General features: G+C 60.6%; 21 protein-coding genes. 7 read left to right on the plus strand and 14 right to left on the minus strand.

Annotated elements, in window-relative coordinates; genetic code table 11:
- Window positions 1-115 precede the first annotated feature (115 nt).
- The 5 genes from ACIPZB_RS14130 to ACIPZB_RS14150 form a co-directional block, all read right to left on the minus strand.
- A complete protein-coding gene (locus ACIPZB_RS14130; protein WP_400640826.1) occupies window positions 116-1,033 on the minus strand; it encodes a glutamate/aspartate ABC transporter substrate-binding protein in 918 nt (305 codons plus the stop codon).
- A 307-nt stretch (window positions 1,034-1,340) separates the two neighbouring features.
- Window positions 1,341-2,870, minus strand: a complete 1,530-nt coding sequence (gene glpD, locus ACIPZB_RS14135) for a glycerol-3-phosphate dehydrogenase (protein WP_400640828.1) — start codon at window positions 2,868-2,870, stop codon at window positions 1,341-1,343.
- Between the two features lie 174 nt (window positions 2,871-3,044).
- Entirely contained in the window at window positions 3,045-3,800 is a 756-nt protein-coding gene (gene glpR / locus ACIPZB_RS14140; RefSeq protein WP_400640830.1) for a DNA-binding transcriptional repressor GlpR, read from the minus strand.
- A 189-nt stretch (window positions 3,801-3,989) separates the two neighbouring features.
- On the minus strand, window positions 3,990-5,489 hold the full coding sequence (glpK, locus tag ACIPZB_RS14145) for a glycerol kinase GlpK (protein ID WP_008094560.1): 1,500 nt from the start codon (window positions 5,487-5,489) through the stop codon (window positions 3,990-3,992).
- Window positions 5,490-5,530: 41 nt separating this feature from the next.
- A complete protein-coding gene (locus tag ACIPZB_RS14150; RefSeq protein ID WP_400640833.1) occupies window positions 5,531-6,382 on the minus strand; it encodes an MIP/aquaporin family protein in 852 nt (283 codons plus the stop codon).
- A 303-nt stretch (window positions 6,383-6,685) separates the two neighbouring features.
- Here ACIPZB_RS14150 and ybaK point away from each other — a divergent pair, with 303 nt between their 5' ends.
- Window positions 6,686-7,156: a Cys-tRNA(Pro) deacylase gene (gene ybaK, locus ACIPZB_RS14155; protein ID WP_008094555.1), complete on the plus strand. Its 471-nt coding sequence runs from the start codon at window positions 6,686-6,688 to the stop codon at window positions 7,154-7,156.
- 38 nt (window positions 7,157-7,194) lie between these two features.
- Here the strand turns inward: ybaK and ACIPZB_RS14160 are convergent, their stop codons facing one another.
- Entirely contained in the window at window positions 7,195-8,304 is a 1,110-nt protein-coding gene (locus ACIPZB_RS14160; RefSeq protein ID WP_400640835.1) for an ABC transporter ATP-binding protein, read from the minus strand.
- Window positions 8,301-9,221: an ornithine carbamoyltransferase gene (gene argF, locus ACIPZB_RS14165; RefSeq protein ID WP_008099563.1), complete on the minus strand. Its 921-nt coding sequence runs from the start codon at window positions 9,219-9,221 to the stop codon at window positions 8,301-8,303. The genes ACIPZB_RS14160 and argF overlap by 4 nt, the downstream gene beginning before the upstream one ends.
- A 375-nt stretch (window positions 9,222-9,596) precedes the next feature.
- On the opposite strand from argF, the gene ACIPZB_RS14170 reads away from it, so the two are divergent.
- Both ACIPZB_RS14170 and grxD read left to right on the plus strand, forming a co-directional pair.
- Window positions 9,597-11,705, plus strand: a complete 2,109-nt coding sequence (locus ACIPZB_RS14170) for a molybdopterin oxidoreductase family protein (RefSeq protein ID WP_400640837.1) — start codon at window positions 9,597-9,599, stop codon at window positions 11,703-11,705.
- A 92-nt stretch (window positions 11,706-11,797) separates the two neighbouring features.
- Window positions 11,798-12,133: a Grx4 family monothiol glutaredoxin gene (gene grxD / locus ACIPZB_RS14175; RefSeq protein WP_400640839.1), complete on the plus strand. Its 336-nt coding sequence runs from the start codon at window positions 11,798-11,800 to the stop codon at window positions 12,131-12,133.
- Window positions 12,134-12,190: 57 nt separating this feature from the next.
- On the opposite strand, the gene bfr is transcribed toward grxD, so the two are convergent.
- Together bfr and ACIPZB_RS14185 are read right to left on the minus strand one after the other, a co-directional pair.
- Window positions 12,191-12,664 (minus strand): bacterioferritin, encoded by a 474-nt coding sequence (gene bfr / locus ACIPZB_RS14180; RefSeq protein ID WP_008099568.1) that lies wholly within the window; start codon window positions 12,662-12,664, stop codon window positions 12,191-12,193.
- A gap of 201 nt (window positions 12,665-12,865) precedes the next feature.
- Complete coding sequence (locus tag ACIPZB_RS14185; RefSeq protein WP_008099571.1) at window positions 12,866-13,087, minus strand: bacterioferritin-associated ferredoxin; 222 nt, start codon at window positions 13,085-13,087, stop codon at window positions 12,866-12,868.
- A gap of 212 nt (window positions 13,088-13,299) precedes the next feature.
- On the opposite strand from ACIPZB_RS14185, the gene ACIPZB_RS14190 reads away from it, so the two are divergent.
- Entirely contained in the window at window positions 13,300-13,902 is a 603-nt protein-coding gene (locus tag ACIPZB_RS14190) for a peroxiredoxin (protein ID WP_008099573.1), read from the plus strand.
- Window positions 13,903-14,080: 178 nt separating this feature from the next.
- Here the strand turns inward: ACIPZB_RS14190 and rnt are convergent, their stop codons facing one another.
- Entirely contained in the window at window positions 14,081-14,692 is a 612-nt protein-coding gene (gene rnt / locus ACIPZB_RS14195) for a ribonuclease T (protein ID WP_400640950.1), read from the minus strand.
- A 59-nt stretch (window positions 14,693-14,751) separates the two neighbouring features.
- Entirely contained in the window at window positions 14,752-15,798 is a 1,047-nt protein-coding gene (pyrC, locus tag ACIPZB_RS14200; RefSeq protein ID WP_400640842.1) for a dihydroorotase, read from the minus strand.
- A gap of 130 nt (window positions 15,799-15,928) precedes the next feature.
- On the opposite strand from pyrC, the gene ACIPZB_RS14205 reads away from it, so the two are divergent.
- Both ACIPZB_RS14205 and ACIPZB_RS14210 read left to right on the plus strand, forming a co-directional pair.
- Complete coding sequence (locus ACIPZB_RS14205; protein WP_400640844.1) at window positions 15,929-16,909, plus strand: OmpA family protein; 981 nt, start codon at window positions 15,929-15,931, stop codon at window positions 16,907-16,909.
- Window positions 16,910-17,037: 128 nt separating this feature from the next.
- On the plus strand, window positions 17,038-18,255 hold the full coding sequence (locus ACIPZB_RS14210; RefSeq protein ID WP_400640846.1) for an argininosuccinate synthase: 1,218 nt from the start codon (window positions 17,038-17,040) through the stop codon (window positions 18,253-18,255).
- 61 nt (window positions 18,256-18,316) lie between these two features.
- Here ACIPZB_RS14210 and ACIPZB_RS14215 read toward each other — a convergent pair whose 3' ends face one another.
- Window positions 18,317-18,781, minus strand: coding sequence for a hypothetical protein (locus ACIPZB_RS14215; RefSeq protein WP_400640848.1), 465 nt, complete (start codon window positions 18,779-18,781; stop codon window positions 18,317-18,319).
- A 317-nt stretch (window positions 18,782-19,098) separates the two neighbouring features.
- On the opposite strand from ACIPZB_RS14215, the gene ACIPZB_RS14220 reads away from it, so the two are divergent.
- Window positions 19,099-19,725, plus strand: a complete 627-nt coding sequence (locus tag ACIPZB_RS14220; protein WP_008099586.1) for a response regulator transcription factor — start codon at window positions 19,099-19,101, stop codon at window positions 19,723-19,725.
- A gap of 44 nt (window positions 19,726-19,769) precedes the next feature.
- Here the strand turns inward: ACIPZB_RS14220 and ACIPZB_RS14225 are convergent, their stop codons facing one another.
- Both ACIPZB_RS14225 and nth read right to left on the minus strand, forming a co-directional pair.
- Complete coding sequence (locus ACIPZB_RS14225) at window positions 19,770-19,946, minus strand: PA3496 family putative envelope integrity protein (RefSeq protein WP_008099588.1); 177 nt, start codon at window positions 19,944-19,946, stop codon at window positions 19,770-19,772.
- A 104-nt stretch (window positions 19,947-20,050) separates the two neighbouring features.
- A complete protein-coding gene (nth, locus tag ACIPZB_RS14230; RefSeq protein WP_008099591.1) occupies window positions 20,051-20,689 on the minus strand; it encodes an endonuclease III in 639 nt (212 codons plus the stop codon).

The raw sequence follows: 20,689 nt of genomic DNA on the forward strand, positions 1-20,689 counted from the left end.
ACGGGCACCTTCGAGCATCCGGGGGCGCATGGCGCCCTCGGATGAAAGGTTAGACACTAATGAGTGGCCTGCAGAATTGATTCGTGCGCGTGCGCACCAGGCCACTAGCTGAGGATCAGGACTTCTTCTCGTCCGCGGCCTTGTCGGTCGGCTCGGCGATCAGTTTTTTCAGCTCGTCGCTCATCTTGAAGTCCAGGTTCAGGCCCTTCGGTGGGATTGGCTGAGTGAACCACTTGTCGTAGCTCTTGTTGACTTCGCCCGACTTGAAGTAGGCGATGATCGCGTCGTCGACCGCTTTCTTGAACGCTGCGTCATCCTTGCGCACCATGCAGCCGTAGATTTCGTACGACTGTGGGGTACCCGTGATGACCCAGTCTTTCGGGTTGCGCGCCTTGGCCATTTCACCGGCCAGCAAGGCGTCGTCCATCATGAAGGCCACGGCGCGGCCGCTTTCGAGCATGTTGAAGGCTTCACCGTGGTCCTTGGCGGAAATCACGTTCATCTTCATCTGCTTGTCGGCGTTCATCGCCTTGAGGATGCGTTCGGAGGTGGTGCCGGCGGTGGTCACCACGTTCTTGCCGGCCAGGTCAGGGAAGTCCTTGTAGGAAGGCTGACCGTCCTTGACCTTGGTCAGCAGGCGGGTACCGACTTCGAAGATGCCCACCGAGAAGCCAACCTGCTGCTGGCGCTCGACGTTGTTGGTGGTGGAGCCGCACTCCAGGTCGACGGTGCCGTTCTGCACCAGCGGGATGCGGGTCTGGGAGGTGACCAGGTTGTACTTGACCTTGATGTCCGTACCCAGTTGCTTCTTCAGGGCGTCGACGACAGCCAGCTGAATGTCGTGCGAGTAGCCCACGGGCTCGGGCTTGCCGGCCAGGTAGGAAAATGGAATGGAGGAGTCACGGTGCCCCAGGGTGATGGTGCCCGAATCCTTGATCTTCTTCAGGGTGCCGGTCAGCTCCTCGGCCATGGCCGGCGAAGCGATGACTGCAGCCGCGATGGCGGCGCCCAGCAATTGACGAACGATGCGCATCAAATTTTCCTCGACATGTTTGTTTTTTTTATGGAGCCGTTGGCGGACTCTTTCGTTCAACGGATACAGCATGAAGCGGTGTGCATTCGGCTTCCAAGTGTAGAGCATGACTCGTGCCAAGCCCTTCCCTCGATCATAACCTCCCGAAAATGCTGGGGATGAAGGATTTATGGCGCTTTTGCGGGGAATAGGGCGCACGGACTTCCGAACGAATGGCGGATGCCTGTTCGGAAATCCGAATGAGTGGCGGGAGGGCGAGCGCCCTGAAATGAGAACACCGCCCCGGTGCCGGGGCGGGGATTGAACGTCAGGCTGCGCGAATCTGCGCCTGCAGCCTTTGCAGGTACTCACGCAGTGCCTGCTGTTCGGCCTCGGTGGTGAACAGGCCCAACTTGGTCCGCCGCCAAAGGATGTCTTCGGCGCTGATAGCCCACTCCTCGCTGCGCAGGTAATCCACCTCGCGGCTGAACAGACCTCCACCGATGGCCTGGCCCAGGTCCTGAGGCCCTTCTACACCTTCGAGCAGACGCCATACGCGATTACCGTAGGTCAGCGCCCAGCGTTTGGCGATGTCCACGGGCAGCCAGCCGCAGCGCGCCATCACGGCGTCGACCAGGGCTGGTACGGTGCTCATGTTTTCGCCGCCCGGCAGGGGTGCGCTGGCGGTCCAGCTGCCGCGCATCTGGCTGAAGTAAGGCTTGAGCTCATCCATGGCCGACTCGGCCAGCTTGCGGTACGTGGTCAGCTTGCCGCCGAACACCGACAGCAGGGGTGCCTGGCCCTCGCTGACGGACGTCGCCAGGGTGTAGTCGCGCGTGACGGCCGAAGGGTTGTCCGACTCGTCGTTGCACAGTGGCCGCACACCGGAATAGGTGTGCAGGATGTCGGCGCGGCTCAGTTGATGGTTGAAGTGGGCATTGACCACCTTGAGCAGGTAGTCGGTTTCCTGCTCGGTGATCGCGACCTTGGCCGGGTCGCCGCTGTATTCGCGGTCGGTGGTGCCGATCAGGGTGAAGCGGTCCAGATAAGGAATGCAGAAGACGATGCGCTGATCTTCGTTCTGCAGGATGTAGGCATGTTCGCCCTCGTAGAGGCGCGGCACGATCAGGTGGCTGCCCTGGATCAGGCGGATGCCATAGGGCGCGTCGAGCTTGAGGTCGTCCTTGATGAAGCTGGCGACCCACGGGCCCGCGGCATTGACCAGGGCGCGCGCGCGGATGGTCTGCAGGCTGCCGTCGGCATGCTGCAGTTCGACCAGCCACAGGCCGTCGCTGCGTTCGGCACGCAGGCAGCGAGTGCGGGTCTGGATGTGCGCACCGTTCTCCCGCGCGGCCATGGCATTGAGCACTACCAGGCGGGCGTCGTCCACGGCGCAGTCGGCGTATTCGAACCCACGGGTGATCGACGGCTTGAGCGGGTAGCCCGGGCCGAAGCGCAGGCTGCGCGAAGCGCCCAGGCGCTTGCGCTTGCCCAGGTGGTCGTATAGGAACAGGCCCGCACGGATCATCCACGCCGGGCGCAGGTGCGGGCGGTGGGGCAGCACGAAACGCATCGGCTTGACGATGTGCGGGGCCTTGGCCAACAGCACTTCCCGTTCTGCCAGTGCCTCGCGCACCAGGCGGAATTCATAATGTTCGAGGTAACGCAGGCCACCGTGGATCAGCTTGCTACTGGCCGACGACGTGTGCTGCGCGAGGTCGTCCTTTTCGCAGAGAAACACCTTCAGGCCACGTCCGGCGGCGTCGGCAGCGATGCCCACGCCATTGATGCCACCGCCAATTACGGCGAGGTCATAGCAGTCGGCGAGTGGGGGCTGGGACGAAACGGGCTGGGACACGGGCAAGGCCTCCTGGGGCTGTGCACATCGAATATGAACATTGATGTTCGTTTACGAAAATACTAGCGCAAGAGAAAGCCCGTCGCCAGTCAGTCTTTATAGAAAAAACTGATCTGATGACAATAAAGTGAACAATTACGAAAATGGCGGGCCGCCCAATGGCCCACCATTCGATCAGACCACCTCGAGGCGGATCTTGTACTGATTGAGCAACTGGCTCAGGGCCGGCGTGGGGGGCAGGTCGGTCACCAGGCAATCGACCAGGCTGATCGAGCCCAGGCGCACCATGGCATTACGCCCGAACTTGCTGGAGTCGGCCGCCAGGATCACTTGCCGTGCGTTGGTGATGATCGCCTGGGAAACGCGCACTTCCTGATAGTCGAAATCCAGCAGGCTGCCGTCTTCGTCGATGCCGCTGATGCCGACCAGTGCGAAGTCGACCTTGAACTGGTTGATGAAGTCGACGCTGGCTTGGCCGACCACGCCGCCGTCACGGCGTACCGTGCCGCCAGCGACCAGAACTTCGAAGTCGTCCTTGGCGGCCAGGATCGCGGCTACGTGCAGGTTGTTGGTGATGACCTTGAGGTGGTTGTGGTTGAGCAGGGCGCGGGCGATGGATTCGGTGGTGGTGCCGATGTTGATGAATACTGAGGCATGGTCGGGAATCTGCCGGGCCACGGCTTCTGCGATGCGTTGCTTCTCATCACGCATCTGGTCGGCGCGCATGGCGTAGGCGGTGTTTTCGATGCTCGAGTCATAGGCTGCACCACCGTGATAACGGCGCAGCAGGTTGAGTTCGGCCAACTGATTGATATCGCGGCGGATGGTTTGCGGGGTGACGATGAACAGCTGCGCCATTTCCTCGATGCTGACGTAGCCGCGTTCGCGGACCAGCTCAAGGATTTGTTGTTGGCGTGGGGGCAGATTCATGGGCGGTCCTTCTGGGCTGCCGGACAAATTCTGCAATGATGCCGTAGGAAGGGAGTGGCGGCCAGTAGACTATTGGGGCCGCTATGCGGCCCAATCGCCGGCAAGCCGGCTCCCACACCGATCAGCAGCGCGCCAGAGAATGGCGCTCTACCTGTGGGAGCCGGCTTGCCGGCGATGGGGCCATGCAGATCAGGCCTCGTGATCTTCCCAATCACGGGTACGATCGACCGCTTTGCGCCAGCCAGCGTACAGCTTTTCTTTCTGCGACTCGTCCAACTGCGGACTGAACTCGCGCTCGATGATCGCCTTGTCGCGCAACTCGTCCAGGCCACTCCAGAACCCACAGGCCAGGCCCGCCAGGTAGGCAGCGCCAAGCGCCGTGGTTTCGCGCATTTGTGGGCGCTCTACGCAGGTGCCGAGAATGTCGGCCTGGAACTGCATGAGGAAGTTGTTGGCCACTGCGCCACCGTCCACGCGCAGTTCGGACAGGCGCTGGCCGCAGTCCTGTTGCATGGCGTCGAGCACGTCGCGGGTCTGGTAGGCAATGGACTCCAGCGCGGCGCGGATGATGTGGTCGACCTTCACCCCACGGGTCAGGCCGAACAGTGCGCCACGCGCATACGGGTCCCAGTAGGGGGCGCCCAGGCCGGTGAAGGCAGGTACCAGGTACACGCCGTTGCTGTCCTTGACCTTGCTCGCGAAGTACTCGGTATCGAGGGCATCGTTGACGATCTTCAGTTCATCGCGCAGCCATTGCACGGTGGAACCGCCGTTGAACACCGCGCCCTCCAGCGCATAGGCCACTTCGCCCCGCGGGCCACAGGCGATGGTCGTGAGCAGGCCATGGGATGACTTCACCGCCTTGTCGCCCGTGTTCATCAGCAGGAAACAGCCGGTGCCGTAGGTGTTCTTGGCCTGGCCGGGCTCCACGCACATCTGGCCGAACAATGCGGACTGCTGATCACCGGCGATACCGGCGATGGGGATACCGCTCTTGGTATGGCCATAGACTTCCGACGAAGGCCGCACGTCAGGCAGCATCTGCCGAGGAATACCGAGGATTTCGAGCAGCTTGTCGTCCCACTGCAGGCTATGGATGTTGAACATCAGCGTGCGCGAGGCGTTGGTGTAGTCGGTGACATGCACCTTGCCGCCGGAGAATTTCCAGATCAGCCAGGTATCGACGGTGCCGAACAGCAGTTCGCCACGTTCGGCACGTTCGCGGGCACCTTCGACGTTGTCCAGGATCCACTTGAGCTTGGTGCCCGAGAAGTACGGGTCGGTGACCAGGCCGGTGGTTTCGCGGATGTAGTCCTCATGCCCGTCACGCTTGAGCTGCGCGCAGATTTCGGTACTGCGGCGGCATTGCCAGACGATGGCGTTGTACACCGGGCGACCGGTTTCCTTGTCCCACACCACCGTGGTTTCACGCTGGTTGGTGATGCCCAGCGCGGCGACCTGGGCATGGCTGATGCCAGCCTGGGCCAGGGCCTCGACCATGGTCGCGCTCTGGGTGGCGAAAATTTCCATCGGGTCGTGTTCGACCCAGCCGGCTTGTGGGTAATGCTGGGCGAACTCGCGCTGGGAGGTCCCGACCACATTGGCGTCGCGGTCGAAAATGATGGCCCGCGAACTGGTGGTTCCCTGGTCCAGGGCGATGATGTAGTTCTTATCCTGGGTGTCTGTCATGGTCGTAGGCCTTGCAAAATAAGGAGAACAGGGCGTCAGCATCAGTTGGCTTGAGTATCGCCCTGGCAATTGTCGTTTGTCTCTGGATTCGCGATTGACGTCGTCGGCAGGTTGCGAGCGATCAGGCCGCGATAGGTCGCGGCACCCAGGCAAGCGCCGAGGATCGGTGCAAACACCGGAACCAGGAAATAAGGGATGTCCCGACCGCCAGTGAAGGCGATTTCGCCCCAGCCGGCCAGGAACGTCATCAGTTTTGGTCCGAAGTCGCGTGCGGGGTTCATCGCAAAGCCCGTCAGGGGGCCCATGGCGCTGCCAATTACCGCGATCAGCAAGCCGATCAACAGAGGGGCCATTGCCCCACGTGGGAGGCCATTGTTGTCGTCGGTCAGGGCCATGATCACGGCCATGAGGATGGCGGTGATCACCACTTCGACCAGAAATGCCTGGCCAGTGGACAGTAACGGGTGTGGATAGGTGGAGAACACCGAGGCCAGCTCCAGGCTCTCGCTGCTGCCACGCAGCATGGCGTGGGCTTGTTCGAAATCGAAGAACAGGTTGCTGTACAAGGTGTAGACCAGCGCCGCGCCGCAGAACGCACCACCGACCTGGGCAAGCATGTAGAACGGCAGCTTGCGTTTGTCGAAGCTGGCGAACAGGGTGAGCGCAATGCTCACGGCCGGGTTCAGGTGTGCGCCGGAAATCCCGGCGGTGAGGTAGATCGCCATGCTCACGCCGACCCCCCAGATGATGCTGATTTCCCACAGCCCGAAGCTGGCGCCCGCGACCTTGAGGGCGGCGACACAACCGGTGCCGAAGAAAATGAGCAGCGCTGTGCCGAGGAATTCGGCCAGGCATTGGCTGGACAGTGTGGGTTCGCGTAGCGCAGTCGTCATGTATGACCTCGTTTTTTTTGTTGTGAGGCGCGTGGCGCTCGACAGCAAGGCCCGGTGTCTATCTCCATCGACCCCGGGCGGATACAGGAATGCACCTTAAAAGTGCACCAATTTATTCAGAAACGAAAAAATATAGACAAGAAACGCATATGTCAAAGGTCGAAAGTGAACGGCTGGTCACGTTATGAGCGCTAGATAAGGGTTCGAATGCGCACGCTAGACAGGCGCGTAAGTGATGAGCTGGCTGGGATGTGGGAATTGTCCTAAAGTAGCCGCCGACCTGTCCCTTGACCGGAGCCTTGCATGACCCCCGCCCTTGACCTCTTGAAAAAAGCCCGCGCCGAGCACCGTGTGCACAGTTATGAACATGACCCCAAGTCGGCGTCATACGGGCTGGAGGCGGCCGAAAAGCTGGGGCTCGATCCGCAGCAGGTGTTCAAGACCTTGCTGGCGAGCAGCGAGAAGGGCGAGTTGCTGGTGGCGGTGGTGCCTGTGGTCGGCACGCTGGACCTCAAGGCGTTGGCCCATGCTGCTGGCGTGAAGAAGTGCGAAATGGCCGACCCTGCGGCCGCGCAGCGCGCCACCGGTTATTTGGTAGGAGGCATCAGCCCGCTTGGTCAGAAAAAACGCCTGCGCACGTTCATCGATGACTCTGCGCAGAACTTTGCAACCATCCATGTCAGCGCAGGACGGCGGGGGCTGGAAGTCGAGTTGGCAGCGACGGTGCTGGCCGAGCATACCCAGGGCAAGTTCGCCGGGATTGGCCGAGGCTAGAAAGCAGCAGGGGCTGCACTGCAGCCCCTGCTTGATGATCAGGTCGCCGAACTGTAGCGACGAACCCCATTCTCTTGCCGCGGCAATTGCGCCGCGACACTGCCCGGCACCGGGAACAGCACCAGGTGGTCGGCTTTGACGGCAATCCCCACATCCTCGCCCAGCTGATGGTCGATATGGCTTGGGAAGATCGCTTCCAGCTGGCTGCCGGTCGGCAGCTGCAGGCGGTACAGGGTCGAAGCACCGAGGAAGCTCTTGCCGACGATGTTGGCGCGCAGTGCGCTGTCCGGCGCATGGACGATATCGTCAGGGCGTAGCAGCACGTCCACCGAACTGCCGGGAGCCATGATGTAGGCGCGGTTGCCACGCAACTCGCCCAGCTCGGTATTGACCGCCTCATGGCTGCTCATCTGACCACGGATGAAATAGCCTTGGCCGATGAAGCTGGCGACGAACGGTGTCTGCGGTTCGTGGTAGAGGTTGTAGGGCGTGTCCCATTGCTCCAGGCGACCTTCCTTGAACACCCCCACATGGTCGCTGACCGCGAACGCTTCTTCCTGATCATGGGTGACCAGGATGGCGCTGGTGCCGCGGCTCTTGAGAATGTCGCGGACCTCGTGGCTGAGGCGCCGGCGCAGCTCCACGTCGAGGTTGGAAAACGGCTCGTCGAGCAGCAGCAGTTGCGGCTCCGGGGCCAGTGCACGGGCCAGTGCGACGCGCTGTTGCTGTCCACCGGACAGTTCATGCGGGTAGCGACCGCCCAGGCCGCCGAGCTTGACCAGCTCCAGCATCTCTTCGACCACCTGCGCCTGGCGCGGGTGCTTGGCGATGCCAAAGGCAATGTTCTGTGCCACGGTCAGGTGTGGGAACAGGGCATAGTCCTGGAACACCATGCCGATTCGGCGTTTTTCCGGTGCCTGGGTAAAGCCGGCGCGGGAAATGACCTCGCCGGCCAGCTGGATTTCACCCTCGTGCACCGGCTCGAAGCCAGCGATGGCGCGCAGGGTGGTGGTCTTGCCGCATCCCGAAGACCCCAGCAGGCAACCGATGTCGCCTGCATTGAGGTGCAGGTTGAGGTTCTGGACGATGCGCTGGTCGCCGTAGCCGCAGGCGAGGTTGCGCAGGTTGAGCAGTAGGGGTTGACTCATGCGTGGTGGTAAGCCGGTTCGACAAGGTATTCGAGAAGGGCCTTCTGCGCATGCAGCCGGTTTTCAGCCTGGTCCCAGGCGACCGATCGCGGGTCGTCGAGCAGGTCCTGGCTGATTTCCTCACCGCGGTGAGCGGGCAGGCAATGCATGAACAGGGCATCGGGTGCCGCCAGGTCGAGCAGTTCGCGGGTGACCTGGTAAGGCGCGAAATGCGCCAGGCGCCGTGCAGTTTCCTCCTCCTGACCCATGGAAGTCCAGACGTCGGTGGTCACCAGGTGGGCGCCACGCACGGCTTCTTTCGGATCACGGATGATCTGTACCCGGTCACCGCCCAGCGCCATGAAGCGTGGGTCCGGCTCATAACCCTCGGGGCAGGCGATGCGCAGCTGGAAGTCGAACTGGCGGGCCGCTTCGATGTACGAGTTGCACATGTTGAAACCGTCGCCGATCCAGGCCACGGTCTTGCCCTGAATCGAACCACGGTGTTCGAGGAACGTCTGCATGTCGGCCAGCAGCTGGCAAGGATGCGATTCGTCCGACAGACCGTTGATTACCGGTACCCGCGAATTGGCGGCGAATTCGGTGAGCGTGCTGTGGGCGTGGGTACGGATCATGACCGCATCGAGCATGCTCGAGAGCACGATGGCGCTGTCGCTGATCGGCTCGCCACGGCCCAGCTGCGTATCGCGTGGGGACAGGAAGATGGCCTGGCCACCGAGCTGGATCATGCCGGCCTCGAACGACACGCGGGTACGGGTCGAAGACTTTTCGAAGATCATGCCCAGTACGCGATTCTTCAGCGGCTCGAACAGCACGCCTCGCTTGCGCAGGTCCTTCAGCTCGATGCCTCGGCGGATCACCCCGAGCAATTCGTCGGTGGTGAAGTCCAGCAGGGAGAGAAAGTGCCTAGCGCTCATGATTGACTACCTTATCTGCAACGGTATGCAGGTCGACCGTATGGTTTTTTTTGACAACGGGAGTGACCTGCGGCGTAAGCCGCACGGGGCGGACGAAATAGGGAAAGGCGCAATACTATAATTAAATGTCGCCTAAAACCAAGAGGGGAAACAGCGGCTCTGTTGCAAAGGGTGTATTTACCCGTTGAGCCCTTGCTGTTTTTTATTTGCTACAGGGGTTGTACACGGCTTGCTGGCAATTTGGCAAATGGCTTTGCCGTAGGTTGGCGTGAATCGTGCGCCTGATGTCGCGGGATTCACACCACGAAACTGGCTGGATGGGCACCGGCGCAGGGCGCATAGTCACCCTTCGACAACAACAAGGCAGAGGCGGCCATGACCAAGACCCTGCATCACCGTGCCTGTCACCTGTGCGAAGCCATCTGCGGACTGAATATCGAAGTCAGCCATGAGCCTGGCGAGCCTGCGCGCATCAGCTCGATCAAAGGCGACCCAGACGATCCTTTCAGCCGCGGTCACATCTGCCCCAAGGCCGTGGCACTGCAGGATATCCAGCAGGATCCCGACCGCCTGCGCCAACCGCATAAACGGGTTGGCGACCAATGGCAGGCTATCAGCTGGGACGAAGCGTTCGCCCTGGCCGCCGACAAGCTCTGGGCGATACAACAGGCCCATGGACGCAACGCCGTGGCGGTGTACCAGGGCAACCCCAGCGTGCACAACTACGGGTTGATGACCCACAGCAACTATTTCCTTGGCTTGCTCAAGACCCGCAACCGCTTCTCCGCCACCTCGGTGGACCAGTTGCCCCAGCACCTGACCAGTCACTTGATGTACGGCCACGGCCTGCTCTTGCCGATCCCCGATATTGATCACACCCAGTTCATGCTGATTCTCGGGGGCAATCCACTGGCTTCCAATGGCAGCATCATGACCGTGCCGGATGTGGAAAAGCGCCTGAAGGCATTGCGTGCACGGGGTGGGCGGCTGGTGGTGATAGATCCGCGACGCAGCGAAACGGCAGCGATGGCCGACCAGCACCTGTTCGTGCGCCCCGGTGGCGACGCGGCCTTGCTGTGCGGCCTGCTGCACACCCTGTTCGACGAAGGCCTGGCGCGCGGCACGCACTTGCCGGTGAATGGCCTGCAGCAGGTGCGCGAGGCGATCGTGCCGTTCAGCGCCGAGGCCATGAGTGCGCACTGCGGCATCGACGCAGCCGACATTCGCCAGCTGGCACGGGATTTCGCCGCTGCCGACAAAGCCGTCTGCTACGGTCGCATGGGGGTCTCCACCCAAGCCTTCGGCACCTTGTGTCATTGGCTGGTGCAATTGATCAACCTGGTCACGGGCAACCTTGATCGCGAGGGCGGGGCGTTGTGCACCGAGCCTGCCGTCGACTTGGTGGCGAGCACGTCGGGCGGGCACTTCAATGCGTGGCAGAGCCGAGTGTCGGGCTTGCCCGAATACGGTGGAGAACTGCCGGTGGCGGCCTTGGCCGAAGAAATGCTCACGCCTGGCGAAGGCCAGGTTCGCGCACTGGTGACCGTGGCGGGTAACCCGGTGCTGTCGACCCCCAACGGTCGTCAACTCGACAGGGCGCTGCAGGGCCTGGAGTTCATGCTCAGCATCGACCTTTATATCAACGAAACAACCCGCCACGCCGACCTGATCCTGCCATCCACTTCGGCGCTGGAAAACGACCATTACGACAGCACCTTCAACCTGCTGGCGATACGCAACGTCACGCGCTTCAACCGGGCCATTCTGGCCAAGCCGGACGGGGCACTGCATGACTGGGAAATTTTCGTAGGCCTGGCGCGGGCGTTTGCCGAGCGTGCAGGGCTGGAACTGAAACCGACCCAGCCGCCGGCACAGATGATCGACCTGGCCTTGCGCAAGGGGCGCTACGGTGATGCCTGCGCTTTCAAGCTTTCGCTGGAGACCCTGGACCAACATCCCCACGGTCTTGACCTCGGCCCCCTGCAGGCCAACCTCGGCCCGCGTCTGGGGACCGCCAGCAAGATGATCGAGGCGGCGCCTCAGGTGCTGCTGGACGACTTGCGCCGGCTTGCCTGTCAGGCACCACCGGCGGCAGGTGATTTGCTCTTGATCGGCCGTCGGCACATTCGCAGCAACAACTCATGGATGCACAATTTCCATCGCCTGGTGAAAGGCAAGCCGCGCCATCACTTGTTGATGCACCCAGAGGATCTGCAGCAACGACAGCTGCAGGATGGCCAGCGAGTACGTATCCGTTCGCGCACAGGCGTGCTGGAAGTCGAAGTGCAAGCCTGCGAAGACATGATGCCTGGTGTGGTCAGCCTGCCCCATGGATTCGGCCATGGTCGCCTGGGCGTACACCTGCAGATTGCCCAGTCGCAGCCGGGGGTAAGTGCCAACGACCTGACCGATGAGAGCCTGCGCGATCAGGTTTCCGGCAATGCTGCGCTCAATGGCGTGCCCGTGCAGGTGGAGGCCGCCTGAGCGATGGCAGAGGCCGAGCACGCCGCTCGGCTTTCCGATACAATGCGTCACCGTGCCGACGACCATGTCGGAAAGTTCAGCCGAGGTGCTACATGGATATCATCGAAACGATCAAAGAGCAGATTGCCAACAACACCATTCTGCTTTACATGAAAGGCTCGCCGAATGCCCCGCAGTGCGGCTTCTCTTCGCGCGCCTCGCAAGCCGTCATGCAGTGTGGCGAGAAGTTCGCCTACGTCGACATCCTGCAGAACCCGGAAATTCGCGCCAACCTGCCCAAGTACGCCAACTGGCCAACCTTCCCGCAACTGTGGGTAGCAGGCGAGCTGGTCGGCGGTAGCGACATCATGCTGGAAATGTTCGAGAAGGGTGAGCTGCAGACCCTGATCAAGGAAGCCGCCGCCAAGGCCAAGGCTGCCGAAGCCTGATCATCAGACAGGCAATAAAAAACCCGCTCAAGGCGGGTTTTTTATTGCCTGCGAAAATTACTCTTCGCCCATCTGCGACTGCAGGTAGTTCTCGATGGTGATCTTGTCGATCAGGCTCAGCTGAGTTTCCAGCCAGTCGATGTGTTCTTCCTCGGATTCGAGGATGTCTTCCAGCATTTCACGCGAGCCGAAGTCACCGACGGTTTCGCAGTGGGCGATGGCCGCTTTCAGATCGACCAGGCCCTGCTTTTCGATCTTCAGGTCGCACTCGAGCATTTCCTTGGTGTGCTCACCGATCAGCAGCTTGCCCAGGTCCTGGACGTTGGGGATGCCTTCGAGGAAGAGAATACGCTTGATCAGTTTGTCAGCGTGCTTCATCTCGTCGATGGATTCCTTGTACTCGTGCTTGCCGAGCTTGTTCAGGCCCCAATCTTCGTACATGCGTGCGTGCAGGAAGTACTGGTTGATCGCGACCAGCTCGTTTCCGAGGATCTTGTTGAGATGCTGGATGACGCTTACGTCGCCTTTCATTTCGGGTTCCTGCCCTGTTGAAGTATGCCAATACAGAGAAGTTTGAGCCCGATACATAGGCCTGTCAAACCTAAGTTCTTGAATAATAAGTGAAAATTAATAGGAATAAGAATGTTTGTGAACCGCGTTGGAACGCTAACTTATTGAATTTCAGGCATAAAAAAACCGGACACGAGGTCCGGTTCTTCAAATTCGGTAACATCAAGCGGCAGTAAATTCTACCGGGTAGGGCAGGGCGGCTTGCTGGCTCACCTGCAACTCGGTGATCGTTTCACGAACCACCTGCTTGGCCAGGCAGGCGCATTTGCCACATTGGCTGGCGACATTGGTCGCAGCGCGCACTTCCTTGTAACTGCAGCATCCTTCATAGATCGCATCGCGGATCTGTCCGTCGGTAACGCCGACACAAAGACACACATACATAAGGGCTGACCATCGCGGTTGAGTCGATGGATTGGAGCTTAATGTTAATGAGAATGCTTGTCAAAGGAGTTTCTGGGATGGCCGGGCTTGAGCGACCGGCGGTTGAATTCGGCCTGTCATCAGAAGCCGTGTATGATGGTCGGCCTTTGTTGGATGTCGGGCAAGCCTGCTTGGCCCGGCAAACGGTTCTTCACCCTCATCAGGAGATTACAATGAGCGTACTCGTTGGCAAACAAGCCCCCGACTTCACCGTTCCAGCCGTGCTGGGCAACGGCGAAATCGTCGACAGCTTCAACCTGGCCTCGGCCATCAAGGGCAAGTACGGCCTGGTGTTCTTCTACCCACTGGACTTCACCTTCGTCTGCCCGTCCGAGCTGATCGCCCTGGACAACCGCATTCCGGACTTCCAGGCGCGCAACGTCGAAGTGATCGGCGTTTCGATCGACTCGCACTTCACCCACAACGCCTGGCGTAACACCCCGGTCAACAATGGCGGCATCGGTCAGGTGAAGTACACCCTGGCGGCCGACATGACCCACGAAATCTGCAAGGCCTACGACGTCGAGTCCGAAGGCGGCGTGGCCTTCCGTGGCGCCTTCCTGATCGACACCAACGGTGTTGTTCGCTCGCAGATCATCAACGACCTGCCACTGGGCCGCAACATGGACGAGCTGCTGCGTCTGGTTGACGCCCTGCAATTCCACGAAGAGCACGGCGAAGTCTGCCCGGCCAACTGGAAGAAAGGCGACAAGGGCATGAATGCCTCGCCGGAAGGTGTTGCTGCTTACCTGAGCGAGAACGCTGGCAAGCTGTAATTGCCGAGCGCATAAAAAAAACCGGCCTTCGTGGCCGGTTTTTTTATGCCTGGAATTCAAGGCTTCCAGTGCCTGTTCTGGCCTTATCGCCGGCAAGCCGGCTCCCACAGGGTCACCACAGGCTTGAACATTGTGGAGTACTTGTGGGAGCCGGCTTGTCGGCGATGGGCATCTCGACTCAATCGTTGAAGTCGCGCCAGCCGCCCATCTCTTTCCAGCGATTGACGATGCCGCAGAACAGCTCGGCGGTCTTCTCGGTGTCATAACGCGCCGAGTGCGCCTCGCGCCCGTCGAAGTCGATATCGGCGCTCTGGCAGGCGCGGGCCAGCACGGTCTGGCCGTAGGCAAGGCCCGCCAGGGTGGCGGTGTCGAAGCTGGAGAACGGGTGGAACGGGTTGCGCTTGAGGTCGTTGCGCGTCACCGCCGCATTGAGGAAGCCCAGGTCGAAGCTACTGTTGTGGCCGACCAGGATCGCCCGCTTGCAGCCATTGGCCTTGAGGGCCTTGCGCACGCCACGGAAGATGTCGGTGAGCGCGCTTTCTTCGCTCACTGCCATGCGCAGCGGGTGGTCGAGCTTGATGCCGGTGAACTCCAGGGCAGCGGGCTCGATGTTGGCGCCCTCGAACGGCTCTACCCGATAGAAGTAGGTGTGCTCGGGGAACAGGAAGCCTTTCTCGTCCATGCCGATGGTCACCGCGGCGATTTCCAGCAGGGCGTCGGTGGCGCTATTGAAGCCGCCGGTCTCGACATCCACCACCACTGGCAGATAGCCACGGAAGCGCTCGGCCATCGGGTGGCGCGAGCCGCTGCCGGTTTGGCCGTCCTGGTCGTCTTCGTAGAGGTCTTCGCTCACGCGTTGTCCTCCAGCAGGCGCCAGCGCAATTTCTCACCGGCGCGCAGCGGGACCACGGTCTGCTCGCCGAATGGCAGGCTGTCCGGGGCGGTCCATTCTTCGCGGACCAGGGTAATGGTGTCGGTATTTGCCGGCAGGCCATAGAAGGCCGGGCCGTGCAGGCTGGCGAAACCTTCCAGCTTGTCCAGCGCATTGCGCTGTTCGAAGGCTTCGGCGTACATCTCGATGGCCGCATAGGCGGTGTAGCAACCGGCGCAACCGCAGGCGGCTTCCTTGGCGTGACGGGCATGGGGTGCCGAGTCGGTGCCGAGGAAGAACTTCGGGTTACCGCTGGTAGCCGCGTCCAGCAACGCCACCTGATGGGTGTTGCGCTTGAGGATCGGCAGGCAGTAGAAGTGCGGGCGGATACCGCCGACCAACATGTGGTTGCGGTTGTACAGCAGGTGCTGGGCGGTAATGGTCGCACCGACGTTGGCCGGAGCCTCGGTGACGAACTGCGCAGCGTCCGACGTGGTGATGTGCTCGAACACCACTTTCAGCGTCGGGAAACGCTCGACCAAGCGGCGCATGTGCTCGTCGATGAAGCGCTTTTCGCGGTCGAACACGTCGATCTCGCTGCGCGTCACTTCGCCGTGCACCAGCAAAGGCAAGCCAGTTTCCGCCAGCGCTTCGATGGCCGGGAAGATGTTGTCGATGCTGGTCACGCCCGAATCGGAGTTGGTGGTGGCGCCGGCCGGGTACAGTTTGGCGGCGTACACGATGCCGCTGGCCTTGGCCGCGCGGATGTCCTCGGGGCTGGTGCGGTCGGTGAGGTACAGCACCATCAGCGGCTCGAAGCGGCTGCCGGCCGGGCGGGCGGCAAGGATGCGCTCGCGGTAGGCGCCAGCTTCGACGGCATTGCGCACCGGCGGAACCAGGTTGGGCATGATGATGGCACGGGCGAAGGTACGCGCCACATCGCCAACGGTATGGGGCAGGACGGCACCATCGCGCAGATGGATGTGCCAGTCGTCGGGACGCAGGAGGGTCAGGCGATCGGACATTGGGGATTCCAGGCGGGTCGAACTCAAGCGTCAATGCTACCGGAAAACCCTGGGCGGAGCACGGCTATCAAGTTTTCCGCCGAGCGTCCGATAGCCTGCAGGTAAGCCGTCAGAAAGAGTGGAGCCGCCCGTGCGCCAGCGTTACCTAGCCCTGTTGACCCTGTTCGCCAGCCTGCCGGCCGGCGCACTGACTTTCCAGACCCGCATGGAGAACATCGCCTGGAAGGTCGAGGGTGACCAGTTCGAATGCCGCCTGATCCAGTCGATCGACGGTTTCGGCAGTGGCGAGTTCGTGCGTCGGGCGGGTGAGCAGCCGGTGTTCCAGCTGCGCTCGGACAGCAATGTCCTCGGCGCTGGGTCGGCCACGCTGCTGGCGGCCGCAGCACCCTGGCAGCCAGGGCGGGGCGATATCAACCTCGGCGCCGTGCGCATGGCTCGCAACGGTGTGTTGTTCACCTCTTCTCAAGGCCAGGCCAGCCGTCTGATCAATGGCTTGCTCGATGGGCGCAGCACCGTGGTGCGCCGTTATGCCGGTGAAGGCGGGCGGGCGATGGAAGTGCGGGTGCTGCCGGTGAGTTTTGCCAAGGCCTACAGCGATTATCAGGTATGCGCCGGCAAGATGCTGGCGATGAACTATGACCAGGTGCGCCAGACCCAGGTCAGCTTCCCTGGGGGGGGTATCGATCTGGACGCTGCGGCCCGCGCGCGCCTGGATCTGATCGTCGACTATCTCAAGGCCGATCCGACGGTCAATCACATCGAACTCAACGGCCACTCGGACAACAGCGGCAATCGCCTGACCAACCGTGACACTTCGCGCCGCCGCGCGCTGGCGGTAGCCGACTACTTCGTTGCCCATGGCATAGCGGAAGATCAAATCACCGTGCGCTTCCATGGCGAGCGGTATCCGTTGGTGAAAAACAACAGTGCTGGCAACCGCGCACGCAACCGACGCGTGAATATCGAACTGGACCGCGTAAGTCCGGTCGACAAACCTGGCGTCCAGCCGGCCCAGCAATCCGTTCCGGCGCCCTCTGCGGCGCCCGCTGCGGCCCCTGCTGCCACCGCCCCAGGCACCACCGCTAATGCAACGGGGGCGAAAGCCTCCTGAGTGCGACAGGACGTCGCGCCCTCGACAATTCCTGTCGCTTTGTCGTCAGAAGCTGTCGCCCCACTGTAAATTTTTCCGTAACGCCGGTAGAATCGGGCCTTTTCCGTACAACCCCGTGGAGTGATGGCATGGCGGACGTAAAAAAGGTCGTACTGGCGTATTCCGGCGGCCTTGATACTTCGGTGATTCTCAAGTGGCTGCAGGATACCTACAACTGCGAAGTGGTGACCTTCACCGCTGACCTGGGGCAGGGCGAAGAAGTCGAGCCGGCTCGCGCCAAAGCCCAGGCTATGGGCGTCAAAGAGATCTACATCGACGACCTGCGCGAAGAATTCGTGCGTGATTTCGTCTTCCCGATGTTCCGCGCCAACACCGTCTACGAAGGCGAGTACCTGCTCGGTACTTCCATCGCCCGTCCGCTGATTGCCAAGCGCCTGATCGAGATCGCCAACGAAACTGGCGCCGACGCCATTTCCCATGGCGCCACCGGCAAAGGTAACGACCAGGTACGTTTCGAACTGGGTGCCTACGCGCTCAAGCCGGGCGTCAAGGTCATCGCACCATGGCGCGAGTGGGACCTGCTGTCCCGCGAGAAACTGATGGACTACGCCGAGAAGCACGGCATCCCGATCGAGCGCCACGGCAAGAAGAAGTCGCCGTACTCGATGGACGCCAACTTGCTGCACATCTCCTATGAAGGCGGTGTCCTGGAAGATACCTGGACCGAGCACGAAGAAGACATGTGGCGCTGGAGCGTCTCGCCGGAGAACGCCCCAGACCAGGCGACCTACATCGAGCTCACCTACCGCAACGGTGATATCGTCGCCATCGACGGTGTCGAGAAGTCTCCCGCCACTGTGCTGGCCGACCTGAACCGTATCGGCGGTGCCAACGGCATCGGTCGCCTGGACATCGTCGAGAACCGTTACGTAGGCATGAAGTCGCGTGGCTGCTACGAAACCCCCGGTGGCACCATCATGCTCAAGGCCCACCGTGCCATCGAGTCGATCACCCTGGACCGCGAAGTCGCTCACCTGAAGGATGAGCTGATGCCGAAGTACGCCAGCCTGATCTACACCGGCTACTGGTGGAGCCCGGAGCGTCTGATGCTGCAGAAGATGATCGACGCTTCGCAGGTCAACGTGAATGGGGTGGTACGCCTGAAGCTGTACAAGGGCAACGTCACCGTGGTCGGCCGCAAGTCGGACGATTCGCTGTTCGATGCCAACATCGCGACCTTCGAGGAAGATGGCGGCGCCTACAACCAGGCCGATGCCGCAGGCTTCATCAAGCTCAATGCGCTGCGCATGCGCATTGCGGCCAACAAAGGCCGTGGCTTGCTCTAACGCACAGTTGAGCTGCAGGCAATAAAGAACCCCGACTCAGGTCGGGGTTTTTTTTGCGTCGTCACTTCATGCGTAATGTCGGGTTGTCCGAAAGGTCGCCAACCGTCAACCGAAAATAGTGTTGATTCTCCAGGTTGCAGAATAGCCAGGTGCGGCCCGATTCATGAGGCTGGGCCATGGCGTGAAGTAACTGCTCGGCAATCATTTTTTGCGCATCGGGGCCGGAAAGCATAACAGTGACAGGATCTGCATCAGTCGAGGACCGTAGCTGGCCATTACTTGCAGGCGTACTGGCGGCCTCTACTTTCAGGCTATTGGTGTCTTCGGGCTTGTACAGCGATTTGTAGTTGAAGTTAAGCGTCAGAAAAAACAAGGCCGTCAAAAAAAACGGAAAACCCACCACGAACCAGGTGTATAGGGTCTGACTTTCTTCGCTCAGGAAAGGGAGTGTCGCCAGGGCAGAGGATTCAATGATGCCGGCAAAGATGGCGATGATGGTCAGCGGGGCTGCGGGTTGGCTGGTCAAGGTGGCGGCCTCCTGCGGTTTTGCCTATCAATACCAGAGCGTCCCTCTCGACCGAATGCTGGATTCTTTCCGCGCCATGAAAATGATCCCGCTTTCTTCTTTGTTGTTGTATGTCGCTGTTGCAAAAGTAACTGCCTTGCCGTACTGCCAAGCGACTGGGCAAGGAAGTTGTAAATTCTTATTTGTAGGAAAATTCCTAAAGCGACGTAAGGCTCATCTATTCATCTATTTGCTCTGGTATTTGACACGCCACTGAGCGTGCGGCTCGGTTATGGTGAAGCGTCGTTAAAGCAAAATAATGAATGAATGGATATCGCATGAATAAAGTCCTTATCGTGGATGACCACCCGGTCATACGCCTGGCAGTGCGCATGCTGATGGAGCGGCATGGCTACGATGTGGTCGCGGAAACCGACAACGGAGTGGCAGCCTTGCAGCTTACGCGGGAACACCTCCCCGATATCGTGGTGCTGGATATCGGTATTCCCAAACTTGACGGGCTGGAGGTCATTGCCCGTTTATCATCAGCCAGTCCGGGCAGCCGAGTACTGGTGTTGACGTCACAAGCACCCGGGCACTTCTCCATGCGTTGCATGCAGGCGGGTGCTGCAGGTTACGTGTGCAAACAGCAGGAACTCACCGAACTGCTCAGCGCCATCAAAGCCGTGTTGTCTGGCTATAGCTATTTTCCCAATCAGGCTTTGCACAAGTCTCGTGGCCGAGTGGGCGCGGGCAGTGAAATGGAAATGGTCGATCGCCTGTCGGCAAGGGAGATGATGGTGTTGCAACAACTGGCGCGCGGCAGGTCGAACAAGGAAATCGCCGAGAGCATGTTCCTCAGTAACAAGACAGTCAGTACTTACAAGACCCGCTTGTTGCTAAAGCTCAACGCCCACTCGCTGGTGGATCTGATCGAGCTGGCCCGGCGACACGGCCTGACGTGAAACCTGAATGCAGGAAGCCTCCGTATGGAGGCTTTCCGTCAGGGCTACAGGTCGTAGTCGAACTCGGCGAGTTGCCGCTGCAGGCGGCGTTCTTCCAAGAGGTTGTCAATGGTGCGACGTTTGCTGAGGTTGGTTTTTGCGGGTTCCACCTGCGGTTCCGCGTCGTCGTCAGCGGTGGCAAAGTCATCTTCGATCGACAGGTCGTCTTTGTCGGTACTCATGGGTCGCTCCAAGCCAATGGGCCATTGGCCGTCCTTATAACCAGAAAGCGAGGCGTGGTAAAAAAGATTTTTTCAATCGCAACCCATGACTGTTCGCTATCGAATCAATCGTCCGAAGTCTTCTGCTTGTATTCGCACAAGTCTTCGATCCGGCAACTGCCGCATCGTGGCTTGCGCGCCTGGCACACATAGCGCCCGTGCAGGATGAGCCAATGATGCGCATCGAGCAGGTAGTCCTTGGGCACGAATTTCAGGAGTTTCTTCTCGACTTCAAGCACGGTCTTGCCTGGCGCGATGCCGGTGCGATTGCTGACCCTGAAAATGTGTGTATCCACGGCCATGGCCGGCTGACGGAAAGCGGTGTTGAGGACCACATTGGCGGTCTTGCGGCCAACACCCGGTAGCGCCTCGAGCGCCTCACGGGTTTGCGGTACTTCGCCGCCATGACGTTCGATCAGCAAGCGGCAGGCTTCGATGACATTCTTGGCCTTGCTGTTGTAAAGGCCGATAGTCTTGATGTACTCGCTCAGCCCTTCGACGCCGAGTGCATAGATGGCTTGCGGGGTATTGGCGACTGGAAACAGACGGGCGGTGGCCTTGTTGACGCCAACGTCGGTGGATTGTGCCGACAGCGTGACGGCGACCAGCAACTCAAAAGGGGTGGTGTAAGCCAATTCCGTCTTTGGATCGGGATTGTCTTCGTGCAGCCTGCGAAAGATCTCCAGGCGTTTGGCGGCATTCAT

Origin of the sequence: Pseudomonas sp. NPDC089396 (assembly GCF_044749545.1) — a bacterium.
GTDB lineage: Bacteria > Pseudomonadota > Gammaproteobacteria > Pseudomonadales > Pseudomonadaceae > Aquipseudomonas.